At 64.8% G+C, this 14,874-nt stretch carries 12 protein-coding genes; 3 read left to right on the top strand and 9 right to left on the bottom strand.

The window, feature by feature from the left end; genetic code table 11:
* Positions 1 to 47: 47 nt before the first annotated feature.
* The 8 genes from cutA to RS897_RS09520 all read right to left on the bottom strand — a co-directional run bounded on the left by cutA (position 48) and on the right by RS897_RS09520 (position 9,941).
* Entirely contained in the window at positions 48 to 2,441 is a 2,394-nt protein-coding gene (cutA, locus tag RS897_RS09485; protein ID WP_315836311.1) for an aerobic carbon-monoxide dehydrogenase large subunit, read from the bottom strand.
* 14 nt (positions 2,442 to 2,455) lie between these two features.
* Positions 2,456 to 2,983 (bottom strand): (2Fe-2S)-binding protein, encoded by a 528-nt coding sequence (locus tag RS897_RS09490; RefSeq protein ID WP_315836312.1) that lies wholly within the window; start codon positions 2,981 to 2,983, stop codon positions 2,456 to 2,458.
* Positions 2,980 to 3,858: an FAD binding domain-containing protein gene (locus RS897_RS09495; RefSeq protein WP_315836313.1), complete on the bottom strand. Its 879-nt coding sequence runs from the start codon at positions 3,856 to 3,858 to the stop codon at positions 2,980 to 2,982. Before RS897_RS09495 ends, RS897_RS09490 begins: the two co-directional genes overlap by 4 nt.
* Positions 3,859 to 3,883: 25 nt before the next feature.
* Positions 3,884 to 4,648 (bottom strand): alpha/beta fold hydrolase, encoded by a 765-nt coding sequence (locus RS897_RS09500; RefSeq protein WP_315836314.1) that lies wholly within the window; start codon positions 4,646 to 4,648, stop codon positions 3,884 to 3,886.
* A 13-nt stretch (positions 4,649 to 4,661) separates the two neighbouring features.
* Complete coding sequence (locus RS897_RS09505; protein ID WP_315836315.1) at positions 4,662 to 5,642, bottom strand: isopenicillin N synthase family dioxygenase; 981 nt, start codon at positions 5,640 to 5,642, stop codon at positions 4,662 to 4,664.
* Between the two features lie 163 nt (positions 5,643 to 5,805).
* Positions 5,806 to 7,053, bottom strand: a complete 1,248-nt coding sequence (locus RS897_RS09510; protein WP_315836316.1) for an amidohydrolase family protein — start codon at positions 7,051 to 7,053, stop codon at positions 5,806 to 5,808.
* A gap of 186 nt (positions 7,054 to 7,239) precedes the next feature.
* A complete protein-coding gene (locus RS897_RS09515; RefSeq protein WP_315836317.1) occupies positions 7,240 to 8,217 on the bottom strand; it encodes a SphA family protein in 978 nt (325 codons plus the stop codon).
* A 128-nt stretch (positions 8,218 to 8,345) separates the two neighbouring features.
* Positions 8,346 to 9,941: a GMC family oxidoreductase gene (locus RS897_RS09520; protein WP_315836318.1), complete on the bottom strand. Its 1,596-nt coding sequence runs from the start codon at positions 9,939 to 9,941 to the stop codon at positions 8,346 to 8,348.
* 205 nt (positions 9,942 to 10,146) lie between these two features.
* Here RS897_RS09520 and RS897_RS09525 point away from each other — a divergent pair, with 205 nt between their 5' ends.
* Positions 10,147 to 11,127, top strand: coding sequence for a 2-hydroxyacid dehydrogenase (locus tag RS897_RS09525; RefSeq protein WP_315836319.1), 981 nt, complete (start codon positions 10,147 to 10,149; stop codon positions 11,125 to 11,127).
* Positions 11,128 to 11,169: 42 nt separating this feature from the next.
* On the opposite strand, the gene RS897_RS09530 is transcribed toward RS897_RS09525, so the two are convergent.
* Positions 11,170 to 11,550, bottom strand: a complete 381-nt coding sequence (locus RS897_RS09530) for a RidA family protein (protein WP_315838571.1) — start codon at positions 11,548 to 11,550, stop codon at positions 11,170 to 11,172.
* A gap of 349 nt (positions 11,551 to 11,899) precedes the next feature.
* Between RS897_RS09530 and RS897_RS09535 the strand changes: the two genes are divergently transcribed.
* Positions 11,900 to 13,057: a mandelate racemase/muconate lactonizing enzyme family protein gene (locus tag RS897_RS09535; RefSeq protein WP_315836320.1), complete on the top strand. Its 1,158-nt coding sequence runs from the start codon at positions 11,900 to 11,902 to the stop codon at positions 13,055 to 13,057.
* A gap of 311 nt (positions 13,058 to 13,368) precedes the next feature.
* A complete protein-coding gene (locus tag RS897_RS09540; RefSeq protein WP_315836321.1) occupies positions 13,369 to 14,856 on the top strand; it encodes an exopolysaccharide biosynthesis polyprenyl glycosylphosphotransferase in 1,488 nt (495 codons plus the stop codon).
* Positions 14,857 to 14,874 lie beyond the last annotated feature (18 nt).

Genomic DNA, 14,874 nt, shown 5'->3' on the forward strand with positions numbered 1-14,874 from the left:
CGCGCAGCAGCAACGTCCTGCCATGGGCAATGTCGAAGATCTCAATCTCAGTGCCCGGCCTGCGCGAGCGCGCCGGAGATCATGTCGGGCGACAGCGGCACATGGTGGAATTTGGGCGCACCGAGCGATCGCAGCGCATCTTCCACCCCCGAGGCGATCACCGCGCCCACCGCGATGCAGCCGGCCTCGCCGACGCCTTTGACGCCGAGCGGATTCAGCGGCGACGGCGTTTCCAGATGCAGGATCGAGATGTTGGGAATCTCGGTGGCGTAAGGCACCAGGAAATCCATCAGGCTGGCGTTGGCGAGATTGCCGTCGGGCTGATAGTCGAGATGCTCGTACAGCGCGCCGCCGATGCCCTGGGCGATGCCGCCGAGCACCTGGCCCTCGACGATCATCGGATTGATCATGTTGCCGCAGTCGTGGATGCAGACATATTTTCTGATCTTGACGGTGCACAGGCCGGGATCGACCTCGATGATCGCGGCGTGGACGCCATAGGCCCAGGTGGATTGCGACGGGCTGTAGTAATCGGTCGCCTCCAGCCCCGGCGCCTGCCCCTCCGCCAGCGGCGGGCCATCATGCTTGCTGGCCGGCGCGAACTGGGTCGCCGCCTGCGCGGCCTTGTTGAAGGCATAGCGCAGGGGATTGCTGGCGGTGGCGATCGCCGCCAGCGGCACAAAGCGGTTCGAGCCCTTCACCCAGGCGGCTGAGTCGCGCAGCTCGATGCTGTCGATGTCCACGTCCAGCATGTTGGCGGCGGCCTGCAGCACCTTGTTGCGCACGGTGATCGCGGTTTTGTGGATCGCGTTGCCGCTGACCACGGCGGCGCGGCTGGCGAAGGTCGCCACGCCCCAGTCGAACGCCTTGGTGTCGCCCTCGACCACGATGACATCCTGCGGGCTGACGCCGAGCTGATCGGCGACGATCTGCGCGAACACCGTGTCATGCCCCTGCCCCTGGTTGCTGAGACCGGTGTTGACATAGACCTTGCCTGTGATGGGGTGAATCTTGACATGGCCGCCCTCGTACGGACCGAGCCCCGTGCCCTCCACATAGCAGGCGAGGCCGAGCCCGAGATAACGCCCCTCGGACAGCGCCTTCGCCTGCGCGGCCGTGAAATCGCCGGCGCCGACTTCGGCGGCGGCCATGCCCAGCGCCCTGGCGTACTGGCCGCTGTCGAGCGTGACTTTCAGCCCGTCGGCGAACAGCAGGCCTTCGCGCTCGTACGGAAACTGGTTTTCGCCGATCAGATTGCGCCGGCGGATCTCGAAGCGATCGAGGCCAAGCTCCTCGGCCAACTGATCCATCGCGCGCTCGATGGCGAAGCAGGCCTGCGGGCGGCCGCAGCCGCGATAGGGCGTCACCTGCACCGTCGGGGTGTAGACCGCCTTGAACTCGACGAAGATGTTGGGAATCCGGTACGGACCGGCGATCGAGGTGGAAGCGACCTGCGCCACCGCGATGCCGTAGGGAATGAATGCGCCGGTGTCGTGCAGGAACACATCGCGCAGGCCGATCACCTCGCCGGTCTTCAGCGCGGCGAGCTCGATGGTGTGGATCTGGGTCCGCTCCTGGGAGGAGCCGATGAAATTCTCGCGGCGATCCTCGATGTACTTGACCGGCCGTCCCAGCCTCATCGCGGCCATCGGCACCAGCAGCTCATCGGGATAGAACAGCAGCACCTTCTGCCCGAAGCCGCCGCCGACATCGGGCGCGATGACGCGGACCTTGTCCTCGTCGAGCTGGAACACCGAGGCGAGGCCGCCACGCACCGAGATCGGCGCCTGCGTTCCATCCCACACCGTCAGTTCGCCGGACACCGCATCCCAGCGTGCCGCCACGGCGCGGCATTCCATCGGCGCCGCGGTGGAGCGATCCACCTGCACGGTGATCCTGGTGACGTGCTCGGCCCCCCTGAATGCGCCCTCCGGATCGCCGCTGGTCTGGACGAAGTGCGCCGCGAGATTATTCGGCACCGCCGCATGCACCGGCGGCGCGCCGTCAAGCAGGGCCTTCTCCAGATCCATTTCGACCGGCAGCGGGTCGTAGTCGACCTCGATCATGGCGGCGGCGTCCTCGGCGGTGTAGCGATCGACCGCCACCACCATCGCAATGGTCTGCCCGACATAATGGACGTCGCCCCGTGCCAGCGGGCGCTGGGTCTGCGGATTGGTCATCGACGGATGTGGAATCAACAGCGGCATCTCGACGTCGAGCGCACCGATATCGTCGCAGGTGTAGATCGCCACCACGCCGGGATGGCGCATAGCCGCCGCGGCGTCGAGACCACGCATGCGCGCGCGTGCATGCGGGCTGCGCAGGAAGGCGACGTGCAGCGCCTCCGGCAGCGGGATATCGTCGACGAAGGCGCCTTCGCCGCGCAACAGCTTCGGATCGACATTGCGCTCGACGCGTGCCCCAAACATCCGTGTCGACATCCGCGCCTCGTTCTTCAGGTTCGCCCGAGCAATTCGGCGGCGCGGCGCACCGCGGCGATGATATTGAGATATCCGGTGCAGCGGCAGAGATTGCCTGACAGCAGCTCCCGGATGCCGTCATCGGACAGATCGAGCGCTTGCGGCTCCTCGAAGCGTCCGACGATGTTCATCACCATCCCGGGCGTGCAGTAGCCGCACTGCAGGCCGTGGCATTCCTTGAAAGCCTGCTGGACCGGATGCAGCGTGCCGTCCGCGGCGGCGACGGATTCGATGGTGCGGATGCTGTATCCGTTCGCCTGCGCGGCCAGCGTCAGGCAGGCGCGGCCGGGCTTGCCGTCGATCAGGACGGTGCAGCAGCCGCACACGCCGTGCTCGCAGCCCACATGGGTCCCGGTCAGGCCGAGCTCATGGCGCAGGAAGTCGCTCAGCAGCATGCGCACGCTGACAGTGCGGCGCACCGTTTCGCCGTTGACGGTCAACGCCACATCGACGGTGGCATCGGCCGAGCGATCGGCACTGGCGGGCTTCATGGTCCGCGTCATTGCATCGTCCCCGTTCGCGCACGTTGCGCCGCTTTGGCGACCATTCTGCGGATCAGCGTGCCGAGCGCCCGGCGGCGATAGCTTGCCGACACGTGCATCTCGTCGGGCTGCGTCACCGCCGGCAGCGACGCCGCCACCGCGGCATCAAGGTCGGAGACGCCGAGCGCCGTGCCGTTCAGGAGCGCCTCGGCGGCTTTCAGGCGGACCGGCCGGTCGGCGATGCCGCAGGCCGCGAGCCGCACACCGGTGACGCGGCCATCGTCGTCCAGCGCCAGAACACAACCGACACCGACGATGGCGTAGTCGCCATGCCGCCGCGTCACCTCGTCGAAGGCCCAGCCCGCGCCGGGCGGCAACGGCGGGAAGCGCGCCTCGACCACGATCTCGTCCTGGCGGCGCGCGGTGGTGAGGAACGACTGGAAGAAATCCTCCGCGGCGATCTCGCGCTGGCCAGCGGGTCCCTGCGCGATCACCGAGCCGCCGAGCAGCACCAGCAGCAGCGGCATTTCCGCCGAGGGATCGCCATGGCAGAGGCTGCCGACCACGGTGCCCCGGGTGCGGATCGGAATATGCGCGACATGCTGCATCACCTCGGCGACCAGCGGATTGACCCGCAGCACCGCTGCATCGAGCTCGAGCTCGCGGTGCCGCACCATCGCCTTCACAACGACGCCGTCATCTCCGACCGCGATGCCGCGCAGGCCTGCGACATGCTGAATGTCCACCAGCAGCGTCGGGTTCGCGGCACGAAAATTCATGGCCGGCAGCAGGGTCTGCCCGCCGGCGAGCACGACGGCGTCGGCGTCGCCGGCCAGCAGGCGGACCGCGTCCGCGATGGTGACAGGCGCCTGATAATCGAAGATGGGAGGCTTCATCGCGTATCTTCAGGTCGCCGGGCGATCATACCGACCTCGCATGTTCAGCCACCGCTGTCATGAACAGCGCGACCAGCCCGTCGGGATCCGAGAGCTGCGGCGCGTGATCGCTGTCGAGACCGTAGACCGCGCGGCAGGGCGACATCTCCTGCATCTTGCGTTGCAGTGGCAGATGCACCGAGCGATCCGATTGCGCTTCGATATAGACCCGCGGAACGGTGTCGAACCGATCGGCGGAGAGCTGCAGCCGCGAGCGGCGGCCGCCTTCGGGCTGCGGCGTCAGACGCCGCGCGGCCGCCTCCGCCAGCGCGCGATCCGCCTTGTGATAGAAGACCTCCACGGCAGACACTGGATCAATGCGCGACAACAGCCCCGCGGCGTCATGGGTGACGCGGGCATGGGCGCCACGCATCCATGGCTCCAGATGCAAATCATAGAACTGCAGCACCGACATGCCGTTCGGCAGCAGGAACGCGGCGAGGAAGATCGCGAGCGCGATCCGCTCGGGGCGCAGCTCGCAGGCCTGAGCCGCCGCGGTGCCGCCCATGCTGTGCCCGACCATGACGATGGGACCGGGCGTCGCATCGATGATATCGACCACATGCGCCGCATAGCGCGCGAGATCGACTTCGGCCGGCGGCATCGGGTTGTGGCCGTTGCCCGGCAGGTCGACGGCGATGGCGTCGTGCCCCGCGGCCTTCAGGCGCGGAACGATGGTCTCCCAGGCCCAGGCGCCCTGCCATGCGCCATGGATGAGGATGAAAGTCAGGCGAGAGGGCGCGGCGGTCATGCGAGGGCCAGACCTATTTGTACGTGCGCCGGTACATCGCCCGCATGTGCTCCTCCACCGTGATCGGCGGATATTTCGGCTGCTCGCCGGGCGCAAGGCAGGTTGGAATGCATTCGACCTTGTGGGCGTAGTTGCCGGTATAGAAGAACGGCACCGAATAACGCTGCTGGCCGGAGGCATTGACCACGCGATGCAGGGTCGAGCGGTAACGATCGTTGGTCCAGCGCGCGATCATGTCGCCGAGATTGACCACGAAGGTGCCGGGCACCGGATCGGCATGGATCCAGCCACTGGTCCCCTGATCCCAGACCTGCAGTCCGCCGATATCGCCCTGCCGCAACAGCGTGAGGCCGCCGAAATCGGTATGGGCGCCGGCGCCTTTCTGGTTGGGAACGCCCTGCGCCGGCTGCGGCGGATAGTGCAGCAACCGCACAGTGGCCATCGCATCCGTGCAATAGCCGGTGAAATAGTCTTCGGACAGGCTCAGCGACAGCGCGATGCCGCTCATCATCCGCTCCGACAGCGCCAGCATCACCTCGAGATAGGCCTCCATCACCGGCTTGAACCGCGGCCGCGAGGCCGGCCACTGGTTGGCGCCGTGATTGAACATGCCGGCAAGAACCCGGGGATCGGCCGCGGCGTGCTCGGGGCCGATGTAATATCCCTCCTTCAGGTCGGGCGGCGCGCCGGGCTCCAGCGTCTGCCCCTGCAGCGGCTCATAACCGCGATTGGCCTTGGAGCGGGACTTGTCGACCTCCGCCTTGCGCTCGGGCGGCAGCTCGAAAAACGACGCCGCCTCGGCGAAGACGTCGGCGACGAGCTGGTCCGACACGCCATGATGGCTGATGTAGAAGAAACCGTTGTGCAGGCACGCCGCGCGCAGCCGGGCACCGACCGCCTCGCGATCGGACAATTTGTCCGACGACAGGCCTCCGATATCGATCACCGGCAGACTGGCCGACTGCACTCTTGCCGCTTCAAGCACGTTGCTCATGTCGCATCCCCGTTCCGATGGTGTTTTGCCTGACGTGTCTTGAGGGCCCGCGCCGACGATAGCGCCTGGCGCCACGGTTCCCCGCGCTCAAAGTTTCGGCAGGCTTCGGATTTTCTGAGCAGCCCGGCTCCAAACAACTCATGTCTGACCACCGCGGCAGCCATCAGGTCCTGCCACCGACATTGGCGAGGCCGCGCATGTGCTCGGTATTAACCACTCGTCCATGGCTGATCACCACGCGCGGCGGTGCGTGAAAGCGAAGCGCCTCGGTCACGCTCGGCTGATCCAGCACGACGAGACTGGCCGGATGGCCGACGTCGAGGCCGTATCCCCTGACGTTCATGGCCGTCGCCGCATTGGTCGTGATCATGTCATAGAGCGCATCGATCTCGCGCTCGCGCGTCATCCACAAAAGGTGCGAGGCGAGGAAGGCGATCTCCAGCATGTTGTTGCGGCCGAATGGATAGTAGGCGTCCGAAATATCGTCCTGCCCGAGGCAGACATTGACGCGCTGCCCCAGCAGTTCCTTGACCCGCGCATGCAGGGGGCCGGTGTGCGGATCGCTGACGATGCTGATGCGCGCCCGCCGCAGCAGATCCGCGAGCTCCTCGAAATAAGTATTGGAATAGAGCGCCATCGCCCGACAGTGATGCGCCAGCGCGCGTCCCTCGAAGCCGCGCGCCAGCGCCTGCCGGGACATCAGATCCAGCGTCGTCATATCGGCGTTGCCGACATCATCCAGCAGCATCGAGACATCGGCATCGAACTCGGTGGCGAGATCGAAGCAGAAGTCGATGTGCGCCCTGGCGGCAGCGTCCGTCGGCTCGATCCACGGGATGCCGCCGACGACGTCGGCTCCCATTTCCATCGCCTGGCGCATCAACGCATCGGTACCGGGTTCGCGGACAATGCCGTCCTGCGCAAAGGCCACGACCTGGATGTCGACGATGCCACGAAACTCCTCGCGCACCGCAAGCAGCGCCTTGACGCCTTGCAGGCGCGCCTTGGTATCGACGTCGGCGAAGGCGCGGATGTGCAGATTGCCGTGAAGCGCGGCCAGCGCCACCGCGCGCCGCGCGTTCGGGATGATCCACGACGCGTCGTATTTCTCCTTGACGCCCGCCGCGAGATCGATGGCGCTGAGCGCCTCGCTCATCCCGGCGCCGTGATAGGCCGCGAGCGCCGCCTCGGACATCATCGGCAGCGTCCAGACCTTGCAGAGATGCAAATGCGGATTGACGAAGGCCGGCGTGACGAGGTTTGCCCCGGCATCAATCGTCGTGCGGGCGTCCACGGCAAGGCTCTCTCCGATTCCGGTGATCAAGCCATCGGCAACGGCGATATCCACGACCGCATCGGCACATCCACGCAGCCGGGCATTGCGGATCAGGATATCAGCGTCGTCCGGCATGGCCGCGCTTCTCCGTCTCGGATTCAGCAAAATGCGCGCGTAGCGTTGAATATCTGGGTGCCATACCGATGAACCGCAGTGCAAGCGGCATCAGTATGTCTGCCATGATCGCGCCAAGTCAAAAATCGAATCGCGATGCGACTATCGGAAAAGCCGATAGCGCGGCAACGCCAAAACACGACGACGTTACAGCTTCGTCCCGAGCCTGATCGAGAAGGTCTCGCCGCCGGTCTGGTAGGCGCCATACACCGAGATCAGGCTTTTGACGGTAACGGTGAACGGGTGCTCGTCGACCTTGAAGGTGTAGGAGACCGCCGGACCGAGGGCGAGCAATTCGGCGCGCCGGCCATCCGGCGGAACACGGATGCCATTGCGCGTGTCGTCATTAAGCTGGGCCACGTACAACCCCACGAGCCCGACCTGATAGCTATCGAACCGCTCCGACACCGCGAAATTGATATTGACCACGTTGCCGTTGTGATAGCCGGTGGCGTCGTTGCGGCTGTAGGTATTGTAGAAAGTGCGAGCGCTGATCTCGGTGGCACGCCCCAACATCCCGCCGAAAATGCTGGGCACGGTGTAGGTCAGCGCCATATTGGGCGTGACGTCGAACACATGTCCGCTGTTATTGACCGACCGCTGTGCCGAATAGGCACCGGTCGGAAAGACCGTGCCGAGCCCGAACTGAACAGCGAGCCCATAAGGGATCTGCGGCAGGTCTTTGGGCTGCGCGGCGAAGTGCGCGCTCGGGAACAGCCGGCTCCAGAGCAGCAGATCGGAATACATGTCGCGCAAGCCCTGGACGCATTGCGTCGGGCCGGTCACCTTGATGCAGAGTTCCTGGGCACTCACCGAGAGCGTCGAGGCGATGCGGCCACCGAACACCTCGGCGTCATAGACATAGGCCAACGCGGCACCGCCGGCGAACTGGCTGCCGGACATCTGCGTCTCGGTGGATGTCGACAAATGATATTTGTCGACATTGGCGCCGAACATGCTGAGCGCGCCGTAAAGACCCGGCGCGGGCAACAGCGCCTGGCGAAAATCGCCGCTGCCGATCACACCAGGAAGCGTCAGCGCTTCCGCGGCAGTCGCGGGGACCCGTCCGCCGGCAGCGTAAGCCACCAGCAGCCCCAATGCCGCAACACGCCAGCGCGGTCTCATCCCCTGTGCCCCCACACAAGCCCGGCGACAGCCGGTGATCGAGACCTATCACGCCGCTTGCCGCCCGGGCCAGCACGGCCCGGTAGCAAAGACCGTCCTGCTCGCCAGCAGTGACGTCGCTGGCAGGGTCAAGCCGTCGCCGCCCCGCCCAGGATGGCCATCGCGGCACGCTCCGCCACCATCACCACGGTGGCGTTGAGGTTGGCCGAGATCATCTTCGGGAACACCGAGGCGTCGGCGACCATCAGCCGATCCACGCCATGGACCTGGAACGAGGCGGGATCGACCACCGCCATGGGGTCGGCGCCCATGCGGCAGGTGCTCGACGGATGATAGAGTGTCATACAGTGGCCCCGGATATGGCTGATAATCTCCTCGTCGCTCTCGCATTCGGCGCTGGGCGACAGCTCATGCGAAATCATGCCGGCGAGCGGTTCGGCGGCTGCGATCGCCCGGTTGATCCTGATGCCTTCGACCAGGGTCGCCAGATCGGCGCCCGACGGATCGCTCGCGAAATAGCGGGGATCGATTGCCGGATGCGCGATCGGATCGGCCGAGCGCAGGCGAATCTCGCCGCGGCTTTCGGGCCGCTGCAGCACCGCGAACAGCGAGAAGCCGGAGCCCGGATACAGAAACCGGGCGTAATCGCGATGCGGGCTGGCGACGCCATAGAGCTGCAGATCGGGCTCCACGCCAGGCCGCGAGCAGACATGCGCGCCGGCGGAGGCCCAGTTCGACGTCCGCGGGCCGGTCCGCTTGTCGCTCCACTCCATGAATGAGCTGGCGAAATCCTCGTCGGCCATGGCGCCAAGGCCGATCGGCTGCTTCGCGGCAAACGACGCCACGACGCAGATGTGATCCTGCAGGTCCTTGCCGACACCGGGGAGATCAACAACCGGCGCGACACCGGCGCCGCGCAGCTCGTCCGCAGGTCCGATGCCGGACAGCATCAGCAGATGCGGTGACGCGATGGCTCCGGCCGCGAGGATCACTTCGCTCGCAGCGAAGACGCTGACCGGCTGCCCGTTTTCAAGATAGGAGACGCCCACCGCCCGTCCCTGCTCGATCAGGATGCGGGTCGTCAGCACATGGGTCTTAACGGTCAGGTTTGGCCGCGCCATCGCCGGCGCGAGATAGGCCTTGGCGGTGCCGAACCGTTCGCCATTGCGAACCGTCAACTGGAACAGGCCGGCGCCCTGCTGCGACGCGCCGTTGAAATCCGTGTTCAGCCGGTGTCCGGCCGCTTGCGCGGACGCCAGCCACAGCCGTTCGCCGATATCGAGATAGGGGCAATCGTTCACGGCCAGCGGCCCCGTGGCCCCATGATGCGGATCGTCACCGAGGCGGCCATTATTTTCCGACCACAGGAAAGTCGGGCGCACGTCGTTCCAGCCCCAGCCGGGGCACCCCATCGCCTCCCAGCCGTCATAATCCGATGGCAAGCCGCGCATGTAGATCATCGCATTCAGCGAACCGGAGCCGCCGATCATGCGGCCGCGCGGCCAGAAGATCCGGCGGCCGCGGCAGCCGGGCTGCGGCTCGGTGTGATAGCCCCAATCGACGCCGGTGTTGAACATCGTGGTCCAGTCGGACGGTATGGCGGCGGCCTGCGGCGCGGGTCCTCCAGCCTCCAGCAGCAGCACCCGCCGCGCCGGATCCGCGCTCAGCCGGTTCGCCAGCACACAGCCAGCCGACCCCGCACCGATGATGATGGTGTCGTACATGCAGCTCCATTCGTCCTGGGTGTTGAAAATCCGGGGCGCGATCTGGCCCCTGCGTAATAAATTGAAACAAGAATATTTGAAAAGGCAAGCTTCTTTGGCAGGCACCGACGCATGCGCGAAGGGCGCGAGGCAGGACCGGTGCTCCCGGTTTGACATCGCCGGAGCCGGAGTTATGAGTGCAGCATCACACCCCGACGAGACTCCCATGACATCATCCGGGCCGTCATCCGGCGCACTCGCTTTGCTGATCCGCGGCGGCACCGACAACTGGTCGAACGAGCGCTGGAAGGCGCGGTTCACCACGGCCTGTCCCGGACGACCGATCGTACAGGTGCCCGAAGAAGGGTTCGATGCCGCATCGATCTCCTATGCGGCGGTCTGGAAACCGAGGCCGGGAGAACTGGCTGGGTTTCCCAATCTCAAGGTCATTTTCAATCTGGGCGCCGGCGTCGATGCGGTGCTGGCCGACACGCAGATGCCCAATGTGCCGCTGGTCCGTGTCGCCGTCGACGACCTGACCCAGCGGATGACGGAATACATCGTGATGCATGTGCTGATGCACCATCGCCAGCAAAGTTATTTGGCGGGCTGCCAGCAGCACAAGCAATGGAAGCCGACGCAGCAGTGGGCGGCCGGCGCCGTGCGGGTCGGGCTGCTCGGACTCGGTGTGCTCGGCCGCGACGCCGCCGATGTGCTGACCCGGCTTGGGTTTCGCGTGGCGGGCTGGAGCAACAGCCCGAAGACAATGCCCGGCATCGAGTGCTACGCGGGCGCCGCCGGCCTACGCCCCTTCCTCGCGCGCACCGACATCCTGGTCTGCCTGCTGCCGCTGACGCCGGACACACGGCATATCTTGAATCGCCCGCTGTTCGCGCAGCTGGCGAAAGACGGCCCGCTCGGCGGCCCGATCCTGATCAATGCCGGCCGCGGCGGCCTGCAGAACGAAGCCGATATCCTCTCCTGCCTCGAGGACGGCACGCTCAATGCCGCCACCCTTGATGTGTTCGAGACCGAGCCGCTTCCCGTCACCAGCCCGCTCTGGACCCATCCGCGCGTGACGATCTCGCCGCACAACGCGGCCGACACCGATGCCGACGCCATTTCGATATACGTCGCGAGACAAATCGCCGATTTCGAACGCGGCCTGCCACTTGCGAATGTTGTCGACCGATCGCGCGGCTACTGACTCCAGACCTTACGACGCCGATCGCCCATCCCAGCCATGCGGTCAGTCAAGCTTCGACGGCACCGCCACATAGGCCTCGACTTCGAGCAGCAGATCCCGCTTGGCGAGCGCCGCCACGCCGACCATGGTGCTGGCCGGCGGATTGCTCGACGACAGATATTCGGTTCGTACCTTCCGGATCGTCGCAACCGCTTCTTCGGACAAATTCCTCACGAAGAAGGTGAACTTCAGGATGTCGTCAAATGTCGCGTCGACCGCATCGAGCGCATGCGAGAGGTTCTCCAGAACCTGCCGTGTCTGCCGGGCCAGATCACCGATGCCGACAATGTTGCCGTCGCTGTCGTAGGCAACCTGTCCGGAAATGAATGCGAGCTCCCGGGCGGAGCCCAACGCGATATGCGAAAAGCCGCTAGTGTCCCGAATTCGAAGTTCGCATCATTTACCGCACCCCTGAACGAACTTCGAATTCGAAAAGGACACTAGCAACTTTATGATTCTAGTGTGCTTTATGAACGCGAAGTTCCTGAAAGAGCTAGCCGCATAATCACAGGAACTTCGCGTTCAGCACACTGGGCTTCGACAGTGCTGCGGGATTGATGAAACGCAGTCGATTGGGCATGTGGCGGTTCCTGGTAAAACCGGTGCGATTCGTAGATCGTGAAAGCCGACGGGAATGGTAGGCTCGGTACGGTTTTTCCCAAGCGGGAAAAAGCCCACGTGGCATCGGAGGTCAAATCAGGGCCGCGAGCCGCATGCCAATGGAGTTCAAGGGATGAAAATCACGAAGGTCGAAGGTGTTTTGCTGAGCGCCCCGCTCGCGGAGGAACACATCGTGCGATGGTCCGGCGGCGAGATGACGATCACCAATGCGGCGCTGGTTGTCATCTCCACCGATACCGGTCTTACCGGCATCGGCGACACCTACGCCGGCGGCTGGTTCTATCCGAAAGCCGCCAAGGCCATGCTCGAACACTTCGCGCCGCTGCTGCTCGGCGAAGATCCCTGCGAGCCCTTGCAGCTGGCCCACAAGCTGCGCTCGCGAAGCCTCTATTGGGGGCGCGTCGGCGCCTCCATCAACGCGATCAGCGCCATCGAGAACGCACTGTGGGATATCGCCGGGCAGGCGGCCGGGCTTCCGGTCTGGAAACTGATCGGCGGTCTCGCCCACGACAGGCTGCCGCTCTATGCCTCCGCCGGCCTCGACAAGCCCCGCGACGCCGTCATTAAGGAGATGGAGATCCATCTCGCCGATGGATTTCGCGCCGTGAAGATCCGGGTCTCGACCGACCTTGCGCGCGCAGTGGACAAAGTCCGGCTGTGCCGCGAGGTGCTTGGCCCGGGCACCAGGCTGATGGTCGACGCCGTGATGGGATCACACCCCGATCCGTGGGACGCCAAAACCGCCATCGGCTTCGCGCGCGCGATCGAACCCTTCGACATTGCCTGGCTCGAGGAACCCTGCGGCGGAGACGACTATGAGGGGTATGCCAGGGTTCGCGCCGCGACATCGATTCCGATCAGCGGTGGCGAGACATCATTCGGTGTTGGCGAGTTCATGCATTTCCTTCGCGCCGGCGCGCTCGACATCGTTCAGCCGGACGCCTGCACGTCCGGCGGCATCGTCGAAAGCCAGCGCATTGCCACTGCGGCCGCGGCGCATGGCCTGAAAGTGGCGCCGCATGCGTGGGGCTCGGCGGCGACGGTCACGGCCAATGTGCATTGGGCCTTCACCCAGCCGAACGTCGTGATCCAGGAATATCCCGCGTGGGGCTTCCCGTTACGGGACGCGCTTCTGGCCGAACCGCTCGACATCCGCGATGGCTTCATTCACCCGCCGCGGCAACCGGGACTTGGCGTCGTTCTGACCGACGACATTCGCCGAAAATTCGCTTGGCGCGAGGGCGGCGGCGCGCGCATGCGCGTCGACTGAGGACAAGCTGCACGCGCGACCGCGTGTCGCTCGGTGCAGGCGACCCATGGCAGCGCATTTGCTCAGGCTGCGCCACGCGATACGTGACTCGCATCTCGATGATGCGTTGCGATCGGACCGCACGCCACACTGGTAAACGACTGCGGGTGCGACAATTGCAAATGATGGCGATGATACCGTCACGCGGTACATACGTCCGCCAGCTCACGTAGAAACGCATACAAATTAATTGCGTTTTTCGCATTCGCTTATCGTTCTAAACTCTGCGGTGTAGATCGACGTATTCTCGTTGATCGGAGTTTCCCTGCGTCATGTCGTTGTTCAGGCACACAGGCAGCTTTCTGGTGTCGCGTCCTGCTACAATCGAGCGAAACAAATTAACGACTGGTAGTTTTTTACTCCGCCATTTTAACGCACCGACACTGACCGTCGCCTATGTCACGATTGCCCTGGCCGAATTCCTCTCGCTCGCAATCGCGGCCCTGGTGGCCATCGGATATCACGTCGCGGCTGACCCTCGTTTGCAGGTCGGCAAATTCACGATCGCTGCGGCGATCTTCGTCGGTGCAAGCGAGGTTGCGATATCGGTTGCGTCCAGCCAGTTCCGCCTGATCCAGCAGCCAACGCCGAATCGCTATCTCGGCATGGGCTTCGCGTCCGTCGTGTCCGCTTTCGTGCTGCTTGCAGCGCTCCTGTTCATTGGTGGCGTACCCACGATGTATTCTCCAAACATCCTGTTGCTCCAGATGCTGTTGTGCTGCACGGCGGTTCTGGTGTTCCGATTGGTCGCCTATGAGCGATTCAAGTCTGCCGCCGCCAGGGGACTGATCCATGGCCGGCGAGTGGTTTTGATCGGCCGGCAAAAGCATTTCGAAGACTATGCCCGCCAGCTCCGCTTCTCCGGCGCCGGTATCCAGATCATCTGCCGCCAGATCCCGCCCCGCGATGCGGACGGCCAGATCTGCACGACCGTGGACTCGATCGCGTCGACACTGGTCGAGGAGTGCCGTGCGCTGCAGGCCGACGACGTGGTGCTGCTGGCGGACGAGGCGCGCCAGCACGAGCTGTCACGCATCACGGCATCATTCATGGAGATTCCCGCCGCTGTCTACGCGGTCCCCCGCCGCAACCTCGGCTGGTGGGCGCAGGCGCATCTCGCAGAAGTCGCAGGCGTCGTCGCCATCGGCCTGTCGCGACCGCCGATGTCGCCGCTCGGCCTCGCGGTCAAACGCGGTTTCGACATCGTCGCGGCCATACTCGGGCTGATCATTCTCTCCCCCTTGATGCTGCTGATCTCCATCGCGATCAAGCTCGACTCCCGGGGACCGATTCTCTTTACGCAGACCCGGCACGGCTACAACAACCAGCCGATCCGCGTCATCAAGTTCCGCTCGATGCGGACCGCGCCCGACGCCGCGTTCCTGCAGGCAACCAAGGGCGATCCGCGCATCACCCGGCTGGGACGGCTGCTGCGCGTCACCAGCGTCGACGAACTGCCGCAGCTCATGAACGTGCTGCGCGGCGACATGTCGATCGTCGGGCCGCGCCCCCATGCCATTTCACACAACGCGATGTTCGTTTCGCACATCAAGCTGTTCTCGCGCCGGCACAACGTGAAACCCGGCCTGACCGGCTGGGCCCAGGTGAACGGCTTCCGCGGCGAGACCGACACCATCGACAAGATGATCCGGCGCATCGAATGCGACCTCTACTACGTCGACAACTGGTCGCTGTGGTTCGATCTCCAGATCATCCTGCTCACGCTGTTTTCGAAGAAGACATACACAAACGCGGGATAACACGCGTTTCATTCAACA

This window comes from Bradyrhizobium prioriisuperbiae, assembly GCF_032397745.1.
In the GTDB taxonomy this organism is placed as follows: domain Bacteria; phylum Pseudomonadota; class Alphaproteobacteria; order Rhizobiales; family Xanthobacteraceae; genus Bradyrhizobium_A; species Bradyrhizobium_A prioriisuperbiae.

Excerpts from the sequence above, each read along its gene's own strand:
- RS897_RS09535 (WP_315836320.1), top strand. The coding sequence starts at position 11,900 with ATGAAAATCACGAAGGTCGAAGGTGTTTTGCTGAGCGCCCCGCTCGCG.
- RS897_RS09500 (WP_315836314.1), bottom strand. The coding sequence starts at position 4,648 with ATGACCGCCGCGCCCTCTCGCCTGACTTTCATCCTCATCCATGGCGCA.
- RS897_RS09490 (WP_315836312.1), bottom strand. The coding sequence starts at position 2,983 with ATGACGCGGACCATGAAGCCCGCCAGTGCCGATCGCTCGGCCGATGCC.
- RS897_RS09540 (WP_315836321.1), top strand. The coding sequence starts at position 13,369 with ATGTCGTTGTTCAGGCACACAGGCAGCTTTCTGGTGTCGCGTCCTGCT.
- RS897_RS09525 (WP_315836319.1), top strand. The coding sequence starts at position 10,147 with ATGACATCATCCGGGCCGTCATCCGGCGCACTCGCTTTGCTGATCCGC.
- RS897_RS09520 (WP_315836318.1), bottom strand. The coding sequence starts at position 9,941 with ATGTACGACACCATCATCATCGGTGCGGGGTCGGCTGGCTGTGTGCTG.
- RS897_RS09505 (WP_315836315.1), bottom strand. The coding sequence starts at position 5,642 with ATGAGCAACGTGCTTGAAGCGGCAAGAGTGCAGTCGGCCAGTCTGCCG.
- RS897_RS09495 (WP_315836313.1), bottom strand. The coding sequence starts at position 3,858 with ATGAAGCCTCCCATCTTCGATTATCAGGCGCCTGTCACCATCGCGGAC.
- RS897_RS09515 (WP_315836317.1), bottom strand. The coding sequence starts at position 8,217 with ATGAGACCGCGCTGGCGTGTTGCGGCATTGGGGCTGCTGGTGGCTTAC.
- cutA (WP_315836311.1), bottom strand. The coding sequence starts at position 2,441 with ATGTCGACACGGATGTTTGGGGCACGCGTCGAGCGCAATGTCGATCCG.
- RS897_RS09510 (WP_315836316.1), bottom strand. The coding sequence starts at position 7,053 with ATGCCGGACGACGCTGATATCCTGATCCGCAATGCCCGGCTGCGTGGA.